The organism is Lysinibacillus sp. FSL M8-0337, from assembly GCF_038593855.1.
In the GTDB taxonomy this organism is placed as follows: domain Bacteria; phylum Bacillota; class Bacilli; order Bacillales_A; family Planococcaceae; genus Lysinibacillus; species Lysinibacillus sphaericus_D.
Genome location: NZ_CP151996.1, coordinates 3,264,947 through 3,286,690 on the forward strand (window position 1 = coordinate 3,264,947; position 21,744 = coordinate 3,286,690).

Consider the following 21,744-nt stretch of genomic DNA (forward strand, 5'->3'; position numbering starts at 1 on the left):
TAAGCCATTTCTGATTTTTTCATTATGATGTAGTAAATAGAAGATAGCCGTAAGCATGATCTTTGACTTTTAAATCCTATAAATTTACTCTTGTTTTAGAAGGAGTGAATAACATGACAACTTTTTTAACACCATTTACTTTTCATAACGGCGTCAAAATTCGTAATCGTTACTTAATGGCACCAATGACCACTTACTCAGCAAATGCGGATGATACGGTATCAGATGCGGAGATTACATATTACCGTGAACGCTCATATGGCGTCGGTGCGGTGATTACAGCATGTGCTTACGTACTTCCTAATGGGAAAGGCTTCCCAGGTCAAATTTCGGCACATAGCGATGAATATATTTTGAGCTTAAAACGTATTGCTGATGCGATTCACGACGGTGGCGCAAAAGCAATTTTACAAATATATCACGGCGGTCGCCAAGCAGTACGCGACCTTGTGCCAAATGGCGATATCGTAAGCGCAAGTGAAACCGTTGCAGCAGATGGCGGGGTGGCACGTGCATTAACGGTAGAAGAAATTGAGGAAATCGTCGTAGCATTTGGTGAAACGACACGTCGCGCTATTGAAGCAGGATTTGACGGTGTGGAGATTCACGGTGCAAATACGTATCTATTACAACAATTCTTCTCAGGCTTTACAAATAAACGGACAGACCGTTATGGTGGCTCTGTTGAAAAACGTATGACATTCTTATTAGAAATTATCGAAAGTGTAAACCGTGCTAAAGCGCAATATGCGAATGATCAATTTATCATTGGTTATCGTTTTAGCCCAGAAGAGCCTGAAGAAGACGGTATCACGCTAGATGAAACGGTTCAACTTGTCAATCGTTTAGCAGATGAAAAGCTCGATTACTTGCACATTTCATTAGGTGATTTCCGCTCTAAAGCACATCGTTATAGCGGTGAAAAAGAAAACCGTATTAAAATTTTAAAACGCATCATTGACGGACGAATACCATTTATCGGTGTTGGTTCCATTTATTCACCAGAAGATGCGAAAGAAGCGATGGAAACAGGTGCTGATTTACTTGCACTTGGTCGTGAGCTATTAATTGAAGCTCACTGGGTGGAAAAAGTAGCCGCTGGTGAACCCGTTATTACTGAAATGGATATGAGCCGTGATAACAATATTCCAGAGCCCCTAATGAACATGATGAAACGTAATGTAGGTTGGGTCCCTGGCGTAAAGTAATTGTAAAAACGAACCACCATAACGAACTAAACTCAAACAAATGGCACAACATAAAGAACAAATTATATACGATGATCCGTTTTTGGTAGCAACAGGTTTACCAATGCTAGCGATGGTCAAAAAAATCATTTATAACTAAGCGTGTAACAACCGCGCAAGACTTCCCTGCACAGTTCATTTTCTTATGTATTCTAATAAAGAAAAAGCGTCTCAAACCTTTGATGTAAAAAGGTTAAGGCGCTGCAGGGTTCCAAAATAAAATAGCCTTACAAAACTTGTTGTAAGGCTTTACTTTTTTAAATACTTGTTCCATCCGTAAAGATTATGGATTTAATTTTGTATTTAAATTTCATATTCTCAAATGGCAAATTATAAAAACGCATATCTTCATCTTTGAATTGATTTAAATCAACAGCAGTATTGAAATTTGAAGAACCATTTGCAGGAATAACATCCCACTCATATTTGCAATCTAATGTGTATACTAATTCACCAAACATATCATAAAAATATGTTTCTGCTATAAATCCTTTTATGTCTTTATCTGTATGGTTCATATATTTCATAATAAAATTTAATTCATATCCATAGACATTATCATCAATACTTGGGTCCCTAGGAATAACATCTTCTAAAACTAATGTCAAAGATGTATTTAAATGATTGTCTTCAGCAATCTCTTCATTTTTGGAAATTTTCTCGACACTTTCAACTAAACCATCTTGATTTGATGTATTTACTTTTTCTTTTTCCTCTTGATTTAAAGTTTCTACTTTTTCTTGTTCATTCTCACCTGATTTATCAACACTTTCTTCTTTCTGATTACATGCTGATAAAATTAAAACATAAAATAAACTTAGTAATAATAATAACTTTATCTTACTATTTTCCATAATTATTCCTCCAAATATGTATTAATCTATATGGTATCATAATTAAAATTTCACTCAATACAAAATAAACATTTTGAGTGCCTCATAGTACAATTAATTTCAAAAAATCCCTTCGAAATAAGGCCAAATAATTATAAGAAAAAGAAAATTTCACACCTAAATTTCGTTTAACAATATTCCTAAACACATCTACTATTTCTAGTAAATTGAAAATAAATCCAATAACAATATAAAATTCTAATTCAAGCACCTCTAGGACACCAATTAGTGAATAAATGCGTAATTTATTAACTTATCTATTAGAACGTATTGTTAAAGATCACCTATCACGGAGTATTTAATTAAAGCCTATATTAGTTAACACCCTTATTTCTTTATATATGGCTGTCTGAAAAACAAAAATAATGGTAATGCCAATGATAAACCAACTGTAAACAAAGTTAATAGACATATCCACTTTTCTTTAATGTTATACTTTCTCGACTCATTAAACATAAAGATGATAAAAACAAAACATGAAATAAAAAAGTCAACAGCGAAGAAGGTCGATATCGAGTTTGCAAATAATAAATCTATTAATAACCCTAAATCAAATCCATTTTCGTTCAAGAATTGCACCAAAAAATAATATGGAAATACTGTGCCAATAATAGCAAATAACAAGTAAACTTTTCTCATTTAAAATAAACTTCCCCCTCTATGCTTTTCACAAATAATATAGTTTAATAATACCTCATAAAAAATTAATTTGAATAAATATTTCCATTTATCATTCTAACGATGGTTCACCATGCACCATTAATAGTTGAAGGCTATCACCTTCATTTAACCAATTGTAAAAATGTACTGGACGTTTTTTATATGGAGTTTCTTTTATAGAAGATGATTTATATAGATTCATATTTAAACGCTCTAAAGCCTTGCTATACGCTCGTATAAATACAGCGCTTAAAGTGCATAAAACAACCCATAAAACAATGTTCATACAAAAAGCCACGAACGTGTTGATTTCACAACATTCTTGGCTTTTAAAGTGTGTCACCAAACTTGCGTTTTGGAACGTTATTAGGTTTGTTAATGTATACGTTATAAATCGTTGTTGCAATAAAACACAGGTTAATTTATTGACTCTAATTTTTATATCTATTCTTTACAAAAATCTACAAATTTTTTTGCCTGTATTAAGGACATACCTGTTTGCTCTCTTAAAAACTTCACCGCTTTAATTTCACCGACTGACTTTATTTTCTCTTTTACTGAGGCAATCAGTTCCTCATTATAAATTTTAGTATAATCCATTTTTTCGCCCCCTCGTGTATTAACGTTTAACGTCCCCAAAGTGGGATTTAGGTATATTTCGAAATAATGATTGAATAAAGATTATATAACTTAACGGAATAATTTCATCGTATCCCCACTAGACGCACTCCTTATAAAAGAAATGCGCCCGATTGCCTAATATCAAGTTTGTGATTTCTACCTATTGCCTGCTAACCTGCCTACATTTCCATATAAAACAACTGTTCCATAAGACTTAAAAGAAAACACTTAGTTACTAATTATATTAATTATTTTCTGTTGAGCATCTTTGGCTTCAGGAATTGGCATAACAACAAACACATGGATCATTTGAGGATAAACAAAGGTATTGATTTCAATTCCTTGTTCTGTTAGTTTTTCATCAAGTTTCATAGCATCTGGATATAAAGCTTCATGTGTTCCAATAAAATGAGTGATCTTCCCAAGTCCTTTAAATTCACCATAAATTGGACTAATCAAAGGATCCGTTACACTTTTATCAGCTGCCCATATCTTTGTAATTTCTTCCATTCCTTCACGAGCTAACAGAGGATCTTTTTCATCATATTCAGGTATAAGAGGATTGCTCAAACTCATATCAACACATGCAGATAATAAAATAATATCTTTCGGTTGAGGCAGATCTTCCATCTTTAAAAGATGGGCCAGTCCAAGTGAAATATTTCCGCCAGCCGAATCTCCCATGATAGTCAATTGATTTATACTTTCAACAGTTCCAAGAATTTCTTTATATAGGTTTAGGATTTTCGGATAGGTATCCTTATAGTTAAAATGAGGTACTTTAGGATAAATAGGAACAATAATTTTCGCATCTAAAGATTGTGCCATATTATCCATAAACAACCAGTGTAAATCTAAAGGTTGACTCGTCCAAGCACCACCGTGTATATAAAGAATAACTTTTTGATTCGAGGACTTTAGGTCATTTAATGTGAAGACTTGCATGCCCTCGAATGTCAACTCCTGAATATCACTTGAAAATTTAACATTTTCCTCAATAACATAAGGCTTAGTATTTTCAGTTCCCCTTTGCTTAAGGAAGCTTTTGGTGTTTTCAATACTAGAAAAACTCTTTTTATTACCTTGGGAAGTTATCCATTTTTCAAATTGAATACTTTCTTCAGATCGTTCTTCAGTATAAATTTCTACACTCATTTTGATTTCTCTCCTTTAAACTTTTTATTCATCTTGTTCCTTCACACGAATGATTTGAGTTAGCAAAGTATTTCTTTATCAGAATCCATCATAGCTATCTCCCGTCTAAATAAGTACATTATTTTTAATCCAATTTTTTCGGTTTTACTTCCCTAATGATTTAAGATAACTAACGAGTTACAGAAAATATATTAGAACTCACTTGTAAATAATAACACAAAAAATCCAATTTATGTTTCTAAGCTATATTCAATCAAATGGCCCGTTTGTTGATAAATACACTTATGATTTTGCAAACGACTAATCAAACTTTTTTAAAATCCTTCATTAAAAAATATTTATTGTGAAACTGCCCTTTCTCCACACACTATTTAAATGATTAAAAAAGAATTGATTGATTAATAAAATAAATGAAATATAGGTTACCTTGAAGTCTGCTCGGCTATTTATAGTTACCCTAAACCTTTTTGCAGCATAGTTCATAACAGTCACGAAGCAACTTAGCAACACTTTTTTTGTAGAGAAAATGTGGAGAAACTTTTCATGTTCTATCCTTTTCTAACTTAAAAAGCGCCCCAAACCCTGATATTAAAGGATTTGAAGCGCTTTTCAGTTGGTTCAAACTTGTTCCTAAATTTTTAATATTTCTTAAAGTTCTCTGATTGCACAATCCTTTGACGTTTCATTCTTTTCTCATTGTCCTGCTGGCAATTCCCATTGCTTTCTCCAAGTGTTATAACCTAAAAGATATTTGTCGTGGCACTTGAATACTGCATATGAGCCAGCTAATCGTAGATAATCATGTATTTTATCTTCTCTTACAATAAGAAAATCAAAACCATTGTTCTTAGTATCTTTCTATTAATTACCTCCTAGTTATTGAAACATTACTTATTCAACTAAACTGCACCGTTAGTTGAATAAGAAAAAAGAGCTGCCTATACAACTCATTAATCTTCAAGAAAAGCGCCCGATTGCTGAAGATCGTGATTTAGTACTGCATATCTACTTAAATTGCCATGCTACTTGAACGATTAATAAAATTAGGATGGTAGTTACTAACCCTTTAGCAATTTTTAAAGGTATTTTTGATACGATTTTTAATGCAACTTGTGTACCAATGATAGATCCCGTAGCCAAAGCAATAGCATAATCCCATTGTAAATAACCCGTTTGATAAAAAATGATAAATGCCCCAAAACAGCTACCGAAATTTAACACTCTGCTCATTTGTGTTGCCTTTACATAAGTATTTTTAGATTTTATAAAGTATAAAATACTGAATGTTGATGACCCAGGACCAAATCCTCCATCATACATCCCAATAAAGAATGACATCACTTTAGAAGAATGATTATTATTAAGGTTTGTATTATTTGCTTGTAGTTCGCTATACCATTTCTTACTTTTAATAGATACAAAAAATGTAAATATGAGCAAACAAACTGCAATTAGATTTAGCCATTTCTCTGGAAGAATTGACGTAACTAGCGCACCAATGCCTCCTCCGATAATCGAAGAAATAATGTAGGATTTCATTATTTTCATATTCAACTCTTTTGTCTTTAGAAGAACAAATAAACTAGATAATGATGCGATTCCTGAAGAAAATTTATTTGTTGCGATACTAAAATGAATAGGAATTCCAAGTAGTAGCATTGCAGGTAACGTAATTAAGCCCCCGCCTCCTGCAAGTGTCCCTATAAATGAACCTAACATGCCAATGCAAATAATGATACTGAGAAACGGGATGTTTGTTGTAGAATTAATTTGTAATAATAGAAAAATCCCACCTGCAAATATCATTGAAAGATTAATCAATGTTCTCATTATTTTTCCCTCAACTTTTTATACAAACCATACAACGCTATTATCAATAAATCTAATATATAATTAAGTAATATTCATAAATAATATTTATACAAGGGGGATTTTCATGAATCTACACGCTTTAAGAATATTTAAAACGGTAGCTGAATTTGAAAATGTAACAAAGGCCTCAGAGTATCTATGTTTGAGTCAGCCAGCTGTAACGATACAAATTCGCCATTTAGAAAAAGAGCTTGATGTGACATTGATCCAATCGAAAGGTAGAGGAATTCAATTAACGAAAGTAGGACGCATTCTTGCAAAAGAGGCGGAAAACCTTTTTTCATTAGAAACCTCGATAGAAACAAAAATCGCGAATATAAAAAAACAAGCAGCTGAAACAATTGTCATTGCGTCGACCTATTTACCAGCTACGGCTATACTTCCACCATTCATTTCGAAGTATAAAGATGAAAATGAGCATATTCAATTCGTACTTCAATCAGGAAACACGAAAGACATGATTCATAATTTGCTAAATTATAAGGCAGATATAGGAATTATTGTTACTGAAAATATAGATGAGTCTAATATAGTAAGTAAACATTGGAAAGATATTGAGTTTTATTTTGTTACTCACCCAAAGCATAAATTAGCAAATAAAGAGGTCACTTTAGATGAACTTGTTCAATACTCATTTGTTATGCGAGAAGAAGGGAGTTCAACAAGAAAACTTTTTCAATCCATTTGTCATACTCAAGGTGTGCCATTTCCTAAAATAGGTTTAGTTTTTAATGGATTAACGGAATCGGTTCAAGCAGTTCTTTCAGGTTATGGTATTACTTTATCTCCATCTATTGCTGTTGAAAGGTATTTAGATACTAAACAACTGCAGAGGATTTATGTAAAAAACATAGAAATTATACGCCCTGTACATGTATGCACACGATTAAACATGCAGCCAAATACTAGTTCTGAATTGTTTTTAGATTTTCTTTTAAATAATAACTAATAAGTTATCAAACCGCCGTTTGGTAACTTTCCATAAAAGAATGTTATTCAACAATATGGCTCGATTGTGGAATGAAACAAATGTGTACGACCTTGGTATAAATAGTGGAACAGAAAAATTGGTTATCCATACTCTGTCCCCTCTTTTACATTCAATAATCTAACCCTCTAATGAAAACGAGCGCTGATCCATATTATAGAATCGCGCCGATTGTTGAAAAATCCTGTTATTATGATGTCTGTTACAGTTCATAAACAAAAGGAAATTTGCCATCAAATTATTTCTTTTTTATTTTCCCTTCCACTTTACTTTGGTTTTCAGCAACTCTAAATTTTACTATTTGACTAATTAATCCATAAGGGATGGGTTTTCCAATTGGGAATTGAACTGCACCTTTAGAGGTTTTATATCCCGATAATTCATGCTGAAAATTATTAATCCCGCTTGAAGTTGGGTAGAAGCCTATATGGTTTTTGTATGCAGCAAAATGTACCAGATTTCCGTTTAATACAAAAGTAGGCATTCGGTAACTTATTTTTTCCTCGGCATTTGGTGCTGATTCCTTTATAACCTTTCTTATTGTTTTTAATATTTCTTGAATCTCTTGAGGATATTGTAAAATATATTCATCAATTGATTCAGGAATGTTTTGATCCATAATATGCCTCCTTGTAAATTTAAGTATTTAAAGGATTTTAAAACACTTTAATATTAAAGTAAATATTCTTTATCTATTTCTCACTCTCTCCAAATATTTCAAATTTAATATTGATGAATTGATTTAAATATTTTTGGTCCATTTTGTTTAAATGAAAATCCTCACATTTTCTTTTGCCCTTAACAATATTCTTTAAAATATGTTGCTCAATTTAATGGCCCTTTAATGAAAACGAACGCTAATACTTATTCCAAATCGCGCCCGTTTGTTGAAAACTTTAAATTCCATTTTCCCCCTCAATCGTGTCCTTCTTATACAATTTCACCATTTTCTTTTTTTGCTCGAATTGTAATTTTACCCACGCATTGTTTTGGATTTTTATAGCCCTTTTCACCTTTGTGAAATAGCATAGAGAATAGATTTTCTACTTCAGCTAATGTTGTATTTTTAGAAAGTTTATGTACACGTATTAATTCGATACCTTTATAAGCATCTTCTGTTCCATGAAATTCAACTTCTCCAATGCAGTTTATTTTAAGTACAAACATCCACAATCTTTAAGATGTTATCATGCGATATTGACTAATAGATACCAATACTATTTTCACTATTAAAAATCTGATATTTTAGATAAAAACACATCTATTGTAACTGTTAATCTTAATTCTGAATTGTTAGAATATTATTAATTACCAATATTACACTTAAAACCTAATTTCTTTCAGGAGGGATACAAATGAAGCAAAAGTTACATTTAATTCCGTTTCAAGTGAATGAAGTGGTCGAAGTGGTCGAAGTGGTGCCAGAAGGTATTGAACTTATTGCAGCTCCAAAAGTTTGGGAGGATTCTAAAGGGAAGGGGATTACTGTAGCGATATTGGACACAGGCTGCGACATCACCCATCCTGATTTGAGTGGGCGTATTATCGGTGGGTGGAATTTCACTCATGATGATGATGGACAACCTGATCAATACATCGATTATAATGGCCATGGAACCCATGTGGCTGGCACAATCGCTGCAATCAATAATGGCACCGGAGTAGTTGGTGTTGCACCTGAAGCAAGTTTATTAATTTTAAAAGTGCTTGATAAATATGGATCAGGGCAATATGACTGGATCATAAAGGGTATTAACTATGCAGTTGAACAAAGGGTGGATATCATCTCCATGAGCCTCGGAGGTTCTGTCGATGTACCTGAGTTACACCAAGCTATTCAAAACGCAATCACTAATCAAATTCTAGTAGTTTGTGCTGCTGGTAATGAGGGAGATGGACAGAGTTCTTCAAATGAACTGGCCTATCCTGGATGCTACAATGAAGTCATCAGCGTCGGATCGATTAACCTCCAACGCAGATCTTCTAATTTTTCAAATTCGAATAATGAAGTCGACTTAGTAGCCCCTGGTGAAGAAATCCTTTCCACGTATTTAAACGGAACTTATGCAAAACTAAGCGGAACTTCGATGGCAACACCGCATATATCTGGTGCACTTGCACTCATAAAAGAGAATGCCAACAGAAACTTTGAGCGAAATCTGACAGAGGCTGAGCTGTATGCACAATTAATAAAAAGAACGATTCCTTTAGGAAACTCGCCAAAACTCGAAGGCAACGGAATGCTGTACTTAACAACAGAGAAATACTTATCGGATGTATTCACCCAAAAATTATCTGGACAGGCGTTGAAAATATAATGGACAAACTAGATTTGCTATACTGTGAATTGGAAACGGCCAAGTCAGACTTTTTAAACTATAAGGAAAATCGACCCTATTATGACGAAAAGAAAGATAAGGAAGTCAGAAATCAATACTATCATAGCATTTCATTCACGGATGCTAATCTTTTGGACAACCTTCACACATTGCTTGAAAAAACACATACAGATCAGTTAAACTACAGCCCGCACCGTTATGTGTACCCTTGGGTTGATTTACAGGAAAACGGTTCATTAAAAAGCCTTTATTCTGGAAAAAGGATGGATCCACTTTCTGTTATAGAGGAGGACGTTCTGCTCCACGAAATGCAGGCAAAAGGGTTAATAAGCATCTTATCGGATAATTTATTTAACTGTGAACATGTAGTGCCTCAATCATGGTTCGATAAAAAAGAACCTATGAGAGGAGACTTGCATCATTTATTCGCCTGCAATCCTACCTGCAATAGCAGTCGCAGCAACTACCCTTATTACGATTTCCATGATTATATCCCTGAAGGATTAATTTTAGGAATCAAAGATGGCTGCGGCAAAGCTGAAGAAAGTAAATTCGAACCAGAATACGGCAAAGGAATCGTTGCTAGAGCAACACTCTATTTCCTAATTCGCTATCCAAACATAATAAAAAAAGAACTAGAGAATGTCTCTTTATTGTTAAAATGGCATCAATCTTTTCCAGTATCTACCTATGAAAAGCATCGCAACCTAGCTATCCATGAACTTCAAGGCAATCGGAATCCATTTATTGATTTTCCAGAGATTGCAGAATGTATCGTAACAAATTAAAAAACACTAATTCCCTTATAATCGTACAAAAGAATTAGTGTTCGCTTTTTTAATATTAAACGCCAATAAAGGTATAATTTCTACATGTAGTTGGTCGAGATATTAAGGGTGATTGGTCATCTTTTATTCCAAAAATTCGTTTCAAACGAAAATAAAGGAGATGGTTCCAATGACAGTTTATGAGTCTATAACGCTCATGTTTAGTTTCGCTACACTTATTGTAACGATTCTTGCGTTGTCATTTACTTTTTCAAAAAAAAAGTAAATCACCCTCTATACCTTACAGGGTAGGGTGAATTACTAGAATGCCAATCGCCTTTAATGTAATCATCTAAATCCGAACAATACCTTTAATAGAAACTATCGCTGATCTCTTTCGGTATTTTTTACATACTTTATAAATCTTCAAGGATATGTTGCAAACCTTATTATTCTTCCCCACTAAACTCTAAAATATTTAATCCCTCGGATACTTCTGGTTCTTCAAAAAAATTAGTAACATGAATAAACGTCTCTTCTGTGTCAAAAGTTGCTCTTTCGGGTTGTTCGATACACCTTTGTGCAATTTGACGTAAGCATTGCTCATTATTTAAATTAAGGAAAATTAGTTGATGGTTCGCATTTATCTCTGATGCAATATCCAAAAACCATTTTCGCTGTTGTTGAGTATTACCTGGAAAATCCATGACTACATCTGTACCAACACTTAATATGTTTTGGACATGCTTTTTCATCATCGGCTTGAGTTGCGCTGAGAATTTAAGGTAGTCTTCAAATGTTGTAATCTGATTAGGGTAAAGAGATGCAAGCCATTCATCCTCAGATAACAATACTGCTTGCTTCTCTAAAGCCACTTGTTTTGATTTAGTCGTTTTTCCAGCTCCCATTTTTCCGCAAAAAAAGTATAGAGTCCCTAGTTTTTTCATATTTTTTATACGCTCTTCCCTTAAAATAGATTCACCCCGTTAAATATGTTCGCGATTTTCATAATGTACCGCCTCCTTCTAATTATAATTATTTAAATTTTATCAAATTTTCCCAAAATATACACTGACAAAATGACAGTTTTCATACACTATAAAATAACCCCCAAAAAAGAAATAGCGCAATTTTTGCTACAGAATTGCGCCCGATTGTTGAAGATTGTTATTGAACTAAAGCCCTCGTTAGTTGAATAAACCCCTTATAGTAAAGGTATCCCAATATTCAAACCTTTCAATACAAATTCCATAATTAAAGGTCGGTTCAACAACAACAAAATCAAAAGCACCGTTTGAATATCCACTAAAATTAACTATCCAATTTATATCTCTAAAAATATCTTCCAATCTTAAAATAATCGCACCTGTTTCACGATAATTTAAATGAAACAAAATAACTTCCTTTTCTTGAAGTTGCTTTGGAATTTTCTTGTATAGCAACCTTAGTTCTTTAGCTGCTTTATCTTTACAATGTCCAAACTTAAATTCCTCTTTATTTTCAACGGGCTTATCTATTTTATTAAATAAATCATCAAGTAAATCATAGGAATGTTGAGGTTCTAAGAAAGAATCAAGAGTTAAGTGAATATCTTTGATTTTCATTTCTTTAATAATGGTATTTCTTTTACTTTTCATTTGAAGTAAATTAATCTTTTCCTTTCGTTCGTTTATTTCCACTTAACAAACTCCTCTAAAGAACATATTTATTAGTTTTATTATAAACAAAAAAACGGATTTCTTATTGAACTAAACTGCCTCATTAGCTTAAGTACATTGTTTCACAAACTCACATCAAAATTAACATAAAACCCTATTTTTAATTTAGAAGTGTTATTCAATTAAATGGCCCGTTTGTTGAATAACTCAATTACATTTATAAACACAAATTTATTATTTTTCAAACGACTAATCAAACTTAATGATCAAACTTTTTTAAAACCCTACATTAATAAATATTTATCGGGAAACTGCACTTTCTAAGGGCACTATTTAAATGATTAAAAAAGAATTGATTGATTAATAAAAATTAATGGAATATCAGTTGTCTTGAAGTTTGCTCGGCAATTTGTATGCAATTAACCTTATTGCGGCTTAGTTCTATAACAGTCACCAAACGATTTAGTAATACCTTATTTTGTGTAGAAAATGTGTAGAATCTTTTCATTTTCTATCCTTTTCTAACGGATTCTCAAAAAAAGGAAAATCGCCCCAAACCCTTGATATTAAAGGATTTGAAGCGCTTTTCAGTTGGTTCAAACTTGTTCTATCTGAACCTTTAGACGTCCCAGGAGGGATTCGAACCCCCGACCGACGGCTTAGAAGGCCGTTGCTCTATCCTGCTGAGCTACTGAGACATGGTGTGTGTTCCTAAAAACCTCTTAGGAAAGACAATATTTATTATATGTCCTTTATTACATAATGTCAACATGAATTTTACTATGGAGGCAAGGTTTGCCTTGAAAATATTATATACCTATTTATTGTATGAAGCTATAGCTTTCTTTATGTTATTTCACTGCATTACATTGTCTTATTTTTTGTTAAAATAATAAGCAAAAATGGAGGTATGTGTATGTTTGAAAAGTCGGTGGTTGTGGTGACTGGTGGTGCGCAAGGAATTGGAGAAGGGATTGTACGTGCATATGCACAGCGTGGTGCCAAGGTTGTAATTGCAGATGTGAATGTAGAACTGGGTCATCAATTAGCGCAAGAGTGTAATGAGCAAGGGTATTCGGCATTGTTTGTGGAGGCGGATGTGACAAAGGAACAAGATATTGTTGCGTTAATGCAGCAAACGGTCCAACATTTTGGGACGATTACGATTTTAATTAATAATGCGGGTAAGTTTGAGCATGTGTCACCTTATGATATTACGGTTGCGCAATGGCATAATCTTTTACAAACGAATTTAACGAGTGTTTTATTTTGTTCTAGAGAAGCGGCTAAAATCATGCGGACAAATGAGCTTGGTGGTTCGATTGTTTCTTTAGCCTCTACAAGGGCTTTTATGTCTGAGCCTTATAGTGAAGCGTATGCCGCTTCCAAGGGCGGTATTGTAGCGTTAACGCATGCATTAGCCCGCTCTTTCGGTCCAGATAACATTACGGTCAATTGTATATCACCTGGTTGGATTGAAACAGGTGATTATGAACAGCTACGTGCTATCGATCATGAACAACATCTAGTTGGGCGTGTTGGTGTGCCGGAAGATATTGCGCAAGCATGTTTGTACTTAACAAATCCAGCTAATCGATTTGTCACAGGGATTAATATTACGGTCGATGGAGGCATGACAAAGAAAATGATCTATGAGGAATAATGAAACGTGCCTTGATTTTTGCACATTCAAGGATCGTGTAGAGTATTCTACACTAGAATGAATTTTTTAAGGGAGTGAATGTGCATTGTTTCCATATTCAAACAGCTATTACGGGAATTCTTTAAGCGCCATCTATACGGCTCCATCCAACCAATATACTGCGCCTATTCGGCACTTTTTACAGCCACAACAGGATCATCGCAGGTGCATTAGTAAAGCAGAGTCTGATTTTATGGCGATGAATCGACTGTTGTGGATGGAGCATGTTAATTGGACGAGGATGACCATTATAAGTATTGTCTTTAATTTGCCGGATTTACCATTTGTGCAAGCACGTCTTTTACGCAATGCGACGGATTTAGGCAATTGTCTGCGCCCATTTTATGGCGATCAAATAGCAGATCGCTATGCAGAGTTGATAAAAGAGCATTTACTTATTGCAGCGCAGCTTGTCACAGCGGCGAATAAAGGAGATGCGGCAACAGCAGCGGCAAAAGAACAAGAATGGTATCGTAATGCAGATGACATTGCCATATTTTTAAGTTCCATTAATCCATATTTAACTAAAGAAGCTGTGCAGCAAATGTTTTATCGCCATTTAGCTTTAACGAAAAAAGAAGCCGTGACGATGATTCAAAAAGACTATCAATCAGACGTGCAAGTGTTTGATGATATAGAGGCAGAGGCACTTGCTATGTCGGACATGATTGCAAATGCGATCGTCATGCAGTTTTGCTACCGCTTTTATTCATAATAAATAAAAAACCAGATTCATCGACAATGTGCATTTGTCCATCAATCTGGTTTTTCGTATTGGTGAAAAAGACTATGATTGCTCCGTATCGGTTTGTTGTAGTTCCACGTAGCGGTAATATAAATTTCGTAATTCAGATTCTTTAAACTTGCCTAGATGTGTTTTTAATTGAGGATGCACTAAAATTCCTTTTGCGCGTAGCTCTTTGACAAACCAACCTTTTGAATATTGATGCACGTTGCACCGTCTCCTTTTCTATTAGTCATCCATAGCGTATGCGCAAAGGTTTTGTGCTGTTACCGCTCCCTCGTGTTACGACAAAATAAAAACAAAGGACAAGAAATAATCCTTTGTTTTCAGTCAATTATGTGCCACAAAACGTTTGGTATGGACAGTTGGATGGTTCTGGTAGTGTGGCATATGCTTCTTGTTCCGCTAAATGCGCGTATGGTTGAGATAGCGCCTGTAATAGCTTATCCATAACACGGTAATCACCGCGTGTAACAGCCGCTTCTAACGCTTCTTCTACCCGATGGTTTCGCGGAATAACTGCAGGGTTCGTGTCTCGCATTAACTGCTGTGATTGTGCTTTGGATGGTTCTTGCCTTTGTCTTCTTGCTTGCCACTGTTCGTACCACTTTTTAAATTCCTTACTATCAAAAAGTGCCGTTCCTTCACATCTTTGAAACGTTAGTGAACGGAATGTATTTGTATAATCAGCTTCATGCTTTTCCATTAACGTTAAAAGTTCATCTACCAGTGTGGCATCTTGCTGTTCTTCATTAAAGAGACCAAGCTTTGCTCGCATTCCCGCTAACCAGTTTGTATAATACAACTGCGGATATTGTTCAATTACTTGCTGAGCTAATGCTACAGCATCTTCAGGGTCGTCATGGATAAGTGGAAGGAGCGTTTCAGCAAAACGCGTAATATTCCATCCTCCAATAGGCGGCTGATTGCCATAGGCATAGCGTCCTTGTCGGTCGATGGAGCTAAAAACTGTTGCTGGATTATAACGATCCATAAAAGCACAAGGACCATAATCAATCGTTTCACCGCTAATCGTCATATTATCTGTGTTCATTACACCATGGATAAAGCCGACTAGTTGCCATTTGGCAATAAGAGCTGCCTGTCTTTTCATAACTTCTTGAAGCAAGCTCAAATAGCGATTTTGCGTCTGTTCAATCATTGGGAAATGGCGTTGGATTGCATAATCAGCTAACTTCTGAAGCTCTTCATCGCTACCCCATTGTGCCGCATATTGAAATGTCCCTACACGTAAATGACTACTTGCAACACGCGTCAAAATCGCACCAGGTAGTTCTGTTTCACGAAGTACTGTTTCTCCTGTTGTCACTACTGCCAAACTACGGGAAGTTGGGATGCCTAACGCAAACATTGCTTCGCTAATAATATATTCACGAAGCATCGGACCAAGTGCTGCGCGGCCGTCTCCTCCTCTAGAGTAAGGTGTTCGTCCTGAACCTTTGAGTCCGATGTCATAGCGCTCCCCTAAAGGTGTTATTTGTTCGCCTAGAAGGAGTGCTCTACCGTCCCCTAACATATTAAAATGCCCAAATTGATGTCCTGCATATGCCTGTGCAAGCGGCAATGCTCCCTTTGGTATCTCGTTACCTGCAAGAACCTCAATACCATCTTCTTGTTGAAGCGCACTATAATCTAATCCAAGGGACTTTGCCACTGCTTCATTTAGAATCGCCAATTTGGGCGCATGCACGCGATTTAATTGAAGTTGGCTATAGAATGAACTTGGTAGACGAGCATAGCTATTATCAAAATTCCAACCAATATTGTTTGCCTTAGTCATTTTATCACCCTTGTTCTTTTCATTTAGTCTTTCTACTAACATGCAATTCATTCGTGGACGTATTTTCCAAGCCTTTGTAATCCATAAATAGAAAAACGCTTAAACTCTCTTTTCATAGAATCTTAAGCGTTTTTAATAAGTTTGAGTTATTTCCGAATAAACGTATGCGTTGACATACATTCATTGTTCTCTGTGAAGAAATCCACCTGAAAATAGCTAGCTTGAATATCTATAACTGCAAAGCTTTTTTCATTGCCACCTCTTGGCTTTAATAAACTTCCTGGATTGATAAATAAGACATCATCAATCATCTCGGAACCTAATAGATGTGAATGTCCGAAGCACACAATATGTGCAGCGACTTCCTTTGCTCGATACGATAATGCCAACATGGATGATTTGACATTAAATAAATGACCATGTGTCACAAAAAGGGCAGCATCTCCTGCTTGCACAATTATTTCCTCTGGAAAAGCTTTATCAAGATCACAATTTCCCCTTACTTTTTTCATGCCATCTAATGCAGCATGGGAAAAGGGCAGTTCGCTATCCCCACAATGAATCATTATTTCGACCTGCGGATAAAAGCCACGTACTCGGTCAATAACATGGCTATCTCCATGTGTATCACTCATGACCACTATTTGCATGGATATCACCTCTTACTTAATAAGATTTGGCAATTGTTCCTTTAACTTGCGAATGGCATTTCCTCGGTGAGAAATAGCCCCTTTTTCTTCTGGTGTTAATTCAGCCATCATACGATTTAAACTTGGTACAAAAAAGACAGGGTCATAGCCAAAGCCATTAGTTCCACGTTTTTCATGTGCAATGACACCTTCGCACGTGCCGAACACTGTTGTCGTTTCAAAATCAGGACCTGCAATCGCAATACAGCAGCAAAAGCGAGCTGTACGCTTGTCATCTTCTACACCTTGTAAATTATGCAATAGTTTTACCATATTCGCCGCATCATCATGATCACCAGCATAGCGTGCCGAATAAACACCTGGCTCCCCATTAAGCGCATCTACAGCTAAACCACTATCATCCGCAATAACAATCGTTGCAAGCTCTTTTGCTAAAGCCTCTGCTTTTAACACGGCATTTTCTTCAAATGTTGTGCCTGTTTCTTCAATTTCCATGTCCGGTGCGACCTCAAACATTGTCACCACTTCATAACCGAGCGGCCCAAACAATGCTTCGAAATCTTTTGCTTTGCCTTTGTTTTTTGTAGCAATTACAACTTGTTTCATATTAGCAGTTTCCTCCTACTTTATGAGCTATTTCTCCAAGCGCCTGTTTTTGTAAGTCAATAAGCTCGCGAATGCCCTTTTCGCCTAATGCAAGCAAGTTATTTAACTCCTCACGTGAAAAGGTCGCTTCTTCACCAGTCCCTTGTAATTCTACAAAACGGCCTGCTCCGGTCATGACGATATTCATATCTACCGCTGCATCTACATCTTCTATATAATTTAAGTCTAAAACGGCACCTTGCTCTTCAACAATGCCAACACTTGTAGCCGCTAAAAAATCGGTAACAGGGAATTTTTCTAGTTGTTTTTCTTCCGCAAGCTTGGCAATCGCCTGTGTCATCGCGACAAATGCCCCTGTAATGGAAGCAGTTCGTGTTCCGCCGTCTGCTTGAATCACATCACAGTCAATCCATACTGTACGTTCTCCTAACGCTTCTAAATCGACGATAGCACGCAATGCACGACCAATCAGACGTTGAATTTCCATTGTACGTCCGTTCACTTTCCCGCGTGACGATTCACGTGGTGTTCGTTGTGCTGTGGCACGAGGTAACATCGAATACTCAGCTGTAATCCAACCTTTTCCCTGTCCGCGTAAAAAACCCGGTACTTTATCTTCAACTGTTGCTGTACAAATTACTTTCGTATTTCCAACTTGGATCAATACTGAGCCTTCTGGATGCAATAAATACTCGCTATCCATTTTTACAGGACGCAATGCATCTGCATCTCTACCATCAAATCTTGTCATCATTCATCGTGCCTCCTAAAATCTTTCGCGCCCTTATTTTATCATATTTTCCACTGATGCGACGATTTACTACATGCAATATATGATATTTATCATATCAATTGCATTACATTTTCATCTACAATGAAAAATCTTAAGCTGTTATAGTAATATAATAAAGAAAGAGGTGATGGTCATGTCTCAATCAACAGTTGAGCATAGTAGTTATACCATAAAGGAAGAATTTTGGAATGCGCTAACACATGGGATTGGTGCATTTTTAACAGTTCCTGCTACCCTTCTATTAGTGCATAAAGCTTTAACAACCGGTACAAACACCGAGCTTATTAGTTACATTATTTTTGGTATTTCGATGTTTTGTTTATACATAGCATCGACCTTATATCATGCACTGCCCACACATAAAGTGCTTTTGAAAAAATTAGATCATAGCTCCATCTTCTTATTAATCGCAGGAACATATACACCTGTAGCGCTCATTGCCGTAGGTGGAAAATTAGGAATGAGCATATTTATCATCGAATGGGTTCTTGCCTTTATCGGCATCGTCTTAAAACAATTTTTCGTCCATCGTTTCAAAAGAATCTCGTTGATTGTTTACATTGGCATGGGATGGCTGATTGTCTTTGCCTATAAACCATTGGTTGCCTATATCTCATTCGACGGGTTTATGACACTTTTAATCGGCGGTATTTTTTACACTGCTGGCACATTTTTTTATAAAAACAAAAAAATAAAGTACAACCACGCAATATGGCATGTCTTTGTAATGGCAGGAAGTGCAGCGATGTTCGTTGCGATTTATTTGTTTATGTAAAATTGTCTATTCCAATATAATGACGCATAAAAAAATCAGCCTAGCTCGTAAGCTAAGCTGATTTTATTTTAATGTAATACGGTGTATGTCAAGCGTACCTTGTTCTAACCAATTTTCTGCAATGGAACGGAAAATGGGCACAGAACCCGTTGCATAAAATTTATGTGCAGGCTTAGCATTTGTATCTGCTAAAGTACCATTATACGCAAGCATTTCCTCGACATCCTTTGCTGTTTCTTCCGCAGAAGATAGCACGAAAACATCTTCTCCGACGACAGCTTCAATTTGTTTTTGCAAAATCGGGTAATGCGTACATCCTAAAATGACCGTATCAAATTGTTCGTTTTTTAACGGTTTTAAGCCTTCTGCAATTAAATTATTTGCAAATTGTCCTTTATATTCGCCGCTTTCTACTAGTGGTACGAACGTTGGACAAGCCAATGGAATAATGTGGGTAGACGTATTCAAAGACAATAAGGCTTCTTCATACGCCCCACTTTTAATTGTACCTTCTGTTGCAAGCACAACGACTTCATGTCGCTTCGTTTTCTTTACAGCTGCACGTGCGCCAGCATTAATAACGCCTAGTACCGGAAAAGGCATATTACGTTGTAAACTTTCGAGTGCTACTGCAGTCGCTGTATTACAAGCTATGACGAGCATCTTAATATTCATTTTTTCGAGTGCTTTGGCCATTTGCCAAGTAAAATTCCGTACTTCCTGTCGAGTTCGTGGACCATACGGACATCTTGCTGTATCACCGATATAATAAATCGTTTCGTTTGGTAATCGTTTTATTATTTCCTTTGCTACGGTTAGACCGCCTACTCCTGAATCAATAACGCCTATCGGGGCATTCATACTTTCCGCCTCAATCCTGTTTCATGTGTACATGTAGTTTTTGTAAATAGCTCGATAATTGCGCGACTTCTTGTTCGTTAAATCCTACAAGCATTTCTTGTAAATATTGCTGTCTTTTTTCAATAACCTCTTGAATAATTCGTTCGCCTTTTTCGAGAAGATGAACGACAACGACCCGGCGATCATTTTCATCACGCACTCGCTTGACTAATTCATTTTTCTCCATTCGATCCACTAAATCTGTTGTCGTACTAAAAGCTAAGTATAAACGGTTTGATAAATCGCCAATTGTAATATCACCGAGCTCTTCTAACCACTGTAATGCAACAAATTGTGGCGGCGTAATTGTATATTGTGAAACAATTTCTCTTCCTTTTTGCTTCACAATGGCCGCAATATAGCGTAGTTCCTTTTCAACCGTTGCAACGGTTTCAGGTGAGTGCTTTGTTACTTCATCCGACATATAACTATTCCACTCCTAAACATGCGTTGAATAGTTCTATTTTGTCGTTTTTTTCACGAAATAGCAAGTGTCCATTAGTCTAATTTGAATTCTTCTAAGCGTAACAGCTCAATTAACGCTTGAGATCGATTTGTTACACCTAGCTTTTGAATTGTATTGGAAATGTGATTTCGCACTGTTTTTTCACTAATACCAAGCTGCTCTGCAATATCCCTCGTTGTTTTTTCAGCTAATAAAAGCGCAAATATTTCACGTTCTCGGTTTGTTAAAAGAGAACGATGATGAGAGCCATTCATTTTCAGTCACACCCTCCTCCCCCGCACGTATTGTAACTTATGTTAAGGAGTGTTGAGCGGTGACGGCTATTTTCATGAATACACCGAGTTTCCACAAAAATTTCGGAAGTTCTTCTTTTATAGCGCATAAAAATGGGTAAAATTGTAAATAAAAACACTTTGACTTATTTTTTCGAGCATGCTCTAAACAATCTGTGATACTTGCCAAGTGGAATCCCGTGCCCTCCATTCTACCTCACTTACAAGGATGAAGCACTCACTGAATAGCAAATTACATAATCGCTAACTGTGCTAATTGCGCCTTTTCTTCTTCTGATATCGGCACGCTTTTACCTGTTCGTGGATCCATTTGTACTACTGTACCACGACCTGTAAAGCATACTTCATCCTTTTGATTTTTCGCCAAGTAATGGATATCCATTGATGAGTTACCTAATTTCGCTACTTTTGTATATATACGAAGTACATCATTAAAGAAAACTTGCTTTCGATAATCACATTGTAAATCTGCTACAATCGGAATACCCTTTACCTTGTCATCCAATGCAGAAGGCATTAAGATGCCTAAATGATTAAAATAATCGATTCTAGCCTGTTCAAAATATGTAAAGCTAACGGTATTATTCATATGCCCATACATATCCGTTTCTGAAAAACGAACACGTACCTCAATATAAAATGAAAAATCCTCTGCCCATTTCTCAAAGTCTTCAATATAATTTGCTTTCATATCCCCAACCCCTTTGTGTGATTGCCTACTGTTAATCTATTCGTATTACCATAGTTCAAAAATGAATACAAATTCATTATATAGGAATATAGGCAATTATGATAGAAAAATCAGAAATTTTA

Annotated in this window: 25 protein-coding genes and 1 tRNA gene; 7 read left to right on the plus strand and 19 right to left on the minus strand. The window is 35.6% G+C overall.

The annotated features are described in order from the left end of the window. The first annotated feature begins 113 nt into the window (after positions 1-113). Positions 114-1,208: an NADH-dependent flavin oxidoreductase gene (locus MKY08_RS15795; RefSeq protein ID WP_069511253.1), complete on the plus strand. Its 1,095-nt coding sequence runs from the start codon at positions 114-116 to the stop codon at positions 1,206-1,208. Between the two features lie 296 nt (positions 1,209-1,504). On the opposite strand, the gene MKY08_RS15800 is transcribed toward MKY08_RS15795, so the two are convergent. The 5 genes from MKY08_RS15800 to MKY08_RS15820 form a co-directional block, all read right to left on the minus strand. After that, positions 1,505-2,101 (minus strand): hypothetical protein, encoded by a 597-nt coding sequence (locus MKY08_RS15800; RefSeq protein WP_069511255.1) that lies wholly within the window; start codon positions 2,099-2,101, stop codon positions 1,505-1,507. A gap of 366 nt (positions 2,102-2,467) precedes the next feature. Next, positions 2,468-2,779 (minus strand): DUF2834 domain-containing protein, encoded by a 312-nt coding sequence (locus MKY08_RS15805; protein WP_024363249.1) that lies wholly within the window; start codon positions 2,777-2,779, stop codon positions 2,468-2,470. Between the two features lie 465 nt (positions 2,780-3,244). Continuing rightward, positions 3,245-3,400, minus strand: coding sequence for a hypothetical protein (locus MKY08_RS15810; RefSeq protein WP_176723180.1), 156 nt, complete (start codon positions 3,398-3,400; stop codon positions 3,245-3,247). A gap of 249 nt (positions 3,401-3,649) precedes the next feature. After that, on the minus strand, positions 3,650-4,576 hold the full coding sequence (locus MKY08_RS15815) for an alpha/beta hydrolase (RefSeq protein ID WP_069511258.1): 927 nt from the start codon (positions 4,574-4,576) through the stop codon (positions 3,650-3,652). Positions 4,577-5,581: 1,005 nt separating this feature from the next. Further along, positions 5,582-6,406: a sulfite exporter TauE/SafE family protein gene (locus MKY08_RS15820; RefSeq protein ID WP_256093262.1), complete on the minus strand. Its 825-nt coding sequence runs from the start codon at positions 6,404-6,406 to the stop codon at positions 5,582-5,584. 106 nt (positions 6,407-6,512) lie between these two features. Here MKY08_RS15820 and MKY08_RS15825 point away from each other — a divergent pair, with 106 nt between their 5' ends. After that, complete coding sequence (locus MKY08_RS15825; RefSeq protein WP_069513641.1) at positions 6,513-7,397, plus strand: LysR family transcriptional regulator; 885 nt, start codon at positions 6,513-6,515, stop codon at positions 7,395-7,397. A gap of 277 nt (positions 7,398-7,674) precedes the next feature. Here the strand turns inward: MKY08_RS15825 and MKY08_RS15830 are convergent, their stop codons facing one another. Continuing rightward, positions 7,675-8,055 carry a DUF1801 domain-containing protein gene (locus tag MKY08_RS15830; RefSeq protein WP_069513643.1) on the minus strand — a complete coding sequence of 127 codons (381 nt, stop codon included), beginning with the start codon at positions 8,053-8,055 and terminating at the stop codon, positions 7,675-7,677. Positions 8,056-8,366: 311 nt separating this feature from the next. Then, the gene (locus MKY08_RS15835; RefSeq protein WP_025220224.1) at positions 8,367-8,603 is read right to left on the minus strand and encodes a hypothetical protein; all 237 of its coding nucleotides are present in this window, start codon (positions 8,601-8,603) and stop codon (positions 8,367-8,369) included. 188 nt (positions 8,604-8,791) lie between these two features. Here MKY08_RS15835 and MKY08_RS15840 point away from each other — a divergent pair, with 188 nt between their 5' ends. Further along, complete coding sequence (locus MKY08_RS15840) at positions 8,792-9,754, plus strand: S8 family peptidase (protein ID WP_069513646.1); 963 nt, start codon at positions 8,792-8,794, stop codon at positions 9,752-9,754. Next, on the plus strand, positions 9,754-10,563 hold the full coding sequence (locus MKY08_RS15845; protein WP_069513647.1) for an endonuclease: 810 nt from the start codon (positions 9,754-9,756) through the stop codon (positions 10,561-10,563). The genes MKY08_RS15840 and MKY08_RS15845 overlap by 1 nt, the downstream gene beginning before the upstream one ends. Before the next feature lie 428 nt (positions 10,564-10,991). On the opposite strand, the gene MKY08_RS15850 is transcribed toward MKY08_RS15845, so the two are convergent. The 3 genes from MKY08_RS15850 to MKY08_RS15860 all read right to left on the minus strand — a co-directional run bounded on the left by MKY08_RS15850 (position 10,992) and on the right by MKY08_RS15860 (position 12,898). Continuing rightward, entirely contained in the window at positions 10,992-11,489 is a 498-nt protein-coding gene (locus tag MKY08_RS15850) for an ATP-binding protein (RefSeq protein WP_069513648.1), read from the minus strand. 240 nt (positions 11,490-11,729) lie between these two features. After that, positions 11,730-12,221 (minus strand): hypothetical protein, encoded by a 492-nt coding sequence (locus MKY08_RS15855; protein WP_069513652.1) that lies wholly within the window; start codon positions 12,219-12,221, stop codon positions 11,730-11,732. 603 nt (positions 12,222-12,824) lie between these two features. Continuing rightward, positions 12,825-12,898, minus strand: a tRNA-Arg gene (locus MKY08_RS15860). Between the two features lie 218 nt (positions 12,899-13,116). On the opposite strand from MKY08_RS15860, the gene MKY08_RS15865 reads away from it, so the two are divergent. Both MKY08_RS15865 and MKY08_RS15870 read left to right on the plus strand, forming a co-directional pair. After that, positions 13,117-13,863, plus strand: a complete 747-nt coding sequence (locus MKY08_RS15865; protein ID WP_069513654.1) for a glucose 1-dehydrogenase — start codon at positions 13,117-13,119, stop codon at positions 13,861-13,863. An 85-nt stretch (positions 13,864-13,948) separates the two neighbouring features. Further along, entirely contained in the window at positions 13,949-14,617 is a 669-nt protein-coding gene (locus MKY08_RS15870; RefSeq protein WP_069513656.1) for a hypothetical protein, read from the plus strand. A gap of 72 nt (positions 14,618-14,689) precedes the next feature. Here the strand turns inward: MKY08_RS15870 and MKY08_RS15875 are convergent, their stop codons facing one another. From MKY08_RS15875 to rph, 5 genes are all read right to left on the minus strand, one after another. Continuing rightward, entirely contained in the window at positions 14,690-14,854 is a 165-nt protein-coding gene (locus MKY08_RS15875; protein WP_081328050.1) for a DUF2639 domain-containing protein, read from the minus strand. Between the two features lie 127 nt (positions 14,855-14,981). Further along, a complete protein-coding gene (locus MKY08_RS15880) occupies positions 14,982-16,448 on the minus strand; it encodes a YdiU family protein (RefSeq protein ID WP_069513657.1) in 1,467 nt (488 codons plus the stop codon). Between the two features lie 146 nt (positions 16,449-16,594). Continuing rightward, positions 16,595-17,098 carry a metallophosphoesterase gene (locus tag MKY08_RS15885; RefSeq protein WP_069513658.1) on the minus strand — a complete coding sequence of 168 codons (504 nt, stop codon included), beginning with the start codon at positions 17,096-17,098 and terminating at the stop codon, positions 16,595-16,597. Between the two features lie 12 nt (positions 17,099-17,110). Next, positions 17,111-17,704 (minus strand): XTP/dITP diphosphatase, encoded by a 594-nt coding sequence (locus MKY08_RS15890; protein WP_069513659.1) that lies wholly within the window; start codon positions 17,702-17,704, stop codon positions 17,111-17,113. 1 nt (position 17,705) lies between these two features. Then, positions 17,706-18,455, minus strand: coding sequence for a ribonuclease PH (gene rph, locus MKY08_RS15895; RefSeq protein ID WP_069513962.1), 750 nt, complete (start codon positions 18,453-18,455; stop codon positions 17,706-17,708). Between the two features lie 175 nt (positions 18,456-18,630). Here rph and MKY08_RS15900 point away from each other — a divergent pair, with 175 nt between their 5' ends. After that, entirely contained in the window at positions 18,631-19,272 is a 642-nt protein-coding gene (locus MKY08_RS15900) for a hemolysin III family protein (protein ID WP_069513660.1), read from the plus strand. Between the two features lie 63 nt (positions 19,273-19,335). Here the strand turns inward: MKY08_RS15900 and racE are convergent, their stop codons facing one another. The 4 genes from racE to MKY08_RS15920 all read right to left on the minus strand — a co-directional run bounded on the left by racE (position 19,336) and on the right by MKY08_RS15920 (position 21,622). After that, the gene (gene racE, locus MKY08_RS15905) at positions 19,336-20,133 is read right to left on the minus strand and encodes a glutamate racemase (RefSeq protein ID WP_024363268.1); all 798 of its coding nucleotides are present in this window, start codon (positions 20,131-20,133) and stop codon (positions 19,336-19,338) included. Positions 20,134-20,143: 10 nt separating this feature from the next. Next, complete coding sequence (locus MKY08_RS15910; RefSeq protein ID WP_024363269.1) at positions 20,144-20,596, minus strand: MarR family transcriptional regulator; 453 nt, start codon at positions 20,594-20,596, stop codon at positions 20,144-20,146. Between the two features lie 74 nt (positions 20,597-20,670). After that, positions 20,671-20,892 (minus strand): LuxR C-terminal-related transcriptional regulator, encoded by a 222-nt coding sequence (locus tag MKY08_RS15915; protein ID WP_004226437.1) that lies wholly within the window; start codon positions 20,890-20,892, stop codon positions 20,671-20,673. Positions 20,893-21,163: 271 nt separating this feature from the next. Then, positions 21,164-21,622 (minus strand): thioesterase family protein, encoded by a 459-nt coding sequence (locus MKY08_RS15920; protein WP_069513661.1) that lies wholly within the window; start codon positions 21,620-21,622, stop codon positions 21,164-21,166. Positions 21,623-21,744 lie beyond the last annotated feature (122 nt).

Coding starts and splice junctions, on each gene's coding strand:
- MKY08_RS15795 (WP_069511253.1), top strand. CDS start 114: ATGACAACTTTTTTAACACCATTTACTTTTCATAACGGCGTCAAAATT.
- MKY08_RS15800 (WP_069511255.1), bottom strand. CDS start 2,101: ATGGAAAATAGTAAGATAAAGTTATTATTATTACTAAGTTTATTTTAT.
- MKY08_RS15805 (WP_024363249.1), bottom strand. CDS start 2,779: ATGAGAAAAGTTTACTTGTTATTTGCTATTATTGGCACAGTATTTCCA.
- MKY08_RS15810 (WP_176723180.1), bottom strand. CDS start 3,400: ATGGATTATACTAAAATTTATAATGAGGAACTGATTGCCTCAGTAAAA.
- MKY08_RS15815 (WP_069511258.1), bottom strand. CDS start 4,576: ATGAGTGTAGAAATTTATACTGAAGAACGATCTGAAGAAAGTATTCAA.
- MKY08_RS15820 (WP_256093262.1), bottom strand. CDS start 6,406: ATGAGAACATTGATTAATCTTTCAATGATATTTGCAGGTGGGATTTTT.
- MKY08_RS15825 (WP_069513641.1), top strand. CDS start 6,513: ATGAATCTACACGCTTTAAGAATATTTAAAACGGTAGCTGAATTTGAA.
- MKY08_RS15830 (WP_069513643.1), bottom strand. CDS start 8,055: ATGGATCAAAACATTCCTGAATCAATTGATGAATATATTTTACAATAT.
- MKY08_RS15835 (WP_025220224.1), bottom strand. CDS start 8,603: ATGTTTGTACTTAAAATAAACTGCATTGGAGAAGTTGAATTTCATGGA.
- MKY08_RS15840 (WP_069513646.1), top strand. CDS start 8,792: ATGAAGCAAAAGTTACATTTAATTCCGTTTCAAGTGAATGAAGTGGTC.
- MKY08_RS15845 (WP_069513647.1), top strand. CDS start 9,754: ATGGACAAACTAGATTTGCTATACTGTGAATTGGAAACGGCCAAGTCA.
- MKY08_RS15850 (WP_069513648.1), bottom strand. CDS start 11,489: ATGAAAAAACTAGGGACTCTATACTTTTTTTGCGGAAAAATGGGAGCT.
- MKY08_RS15865 (WP_069513654.1), top strand. CDS start 13,117: ATGTTTGAAAAGTCGGTGGTTGTGGTGACTGGTGGTGCGCAAGGAATT.
- MKY08_RS15880 (WP_069513657.1), bottom strand. CDS start 16,448: ATGACTAAGGCAAACAATATTGGTTGGAATTTTGATAATAGCTATGCT.
- MKY08_RS15885 (WP_069513658.1), bottom strand. CDS start 17,098: ATGCAAATAGTGGTCATGAGTGATACACATGGAGATAGCCATGTTATT.
- MKY08_RS15890 (WP_069513659.1), bottom strand. CDS start 17,704: ATGAAACAAGTTGTAATTGCTACAAAAAACAAAGGCAAAGCAAAAGAT.
- rph (WP_069513962.1), bottom strand. CDS start 18,455: ATGACAAGATTTGATGGTAGAGATGCAGATGCATTGCGTCCTGTAAAA.
- MKY08_RS15900 (WP_069513660.1), top strand. CDS start 18,631: ATGTCTCAATCAACAGTTGAGCATAGTAGTTATACCATAAAGGAAGAA.
- racE (WP_024363268.1), bottom strand. CDS start 20,133: ATGAATGCCCCGATAGGCGTTATTGATTCAGGAGTAGGCGGTCTAACC.
- MKY08_RS15910 (WP_024363269.1), bottom strand. CDS start 20,596: ATGTCGGATGAAGTAACAAAGCACTCACCTGAAACCGTTGCAACGGTT.
- MKY08_RS15915 (WP_004226437.1), bottom strand. CDS start 20,892: ATGAATGGCTCTCATCATCGTTCTCTTTTAACAAACCGAGAACGTGAA.
- MKY08_RS15920 (WP_069513661.1), bottom strand. CDS start 21,622: ATGAAAGCAAATTATATTGAAGACTTTGAGAAATGGGCAGAGGATTTT.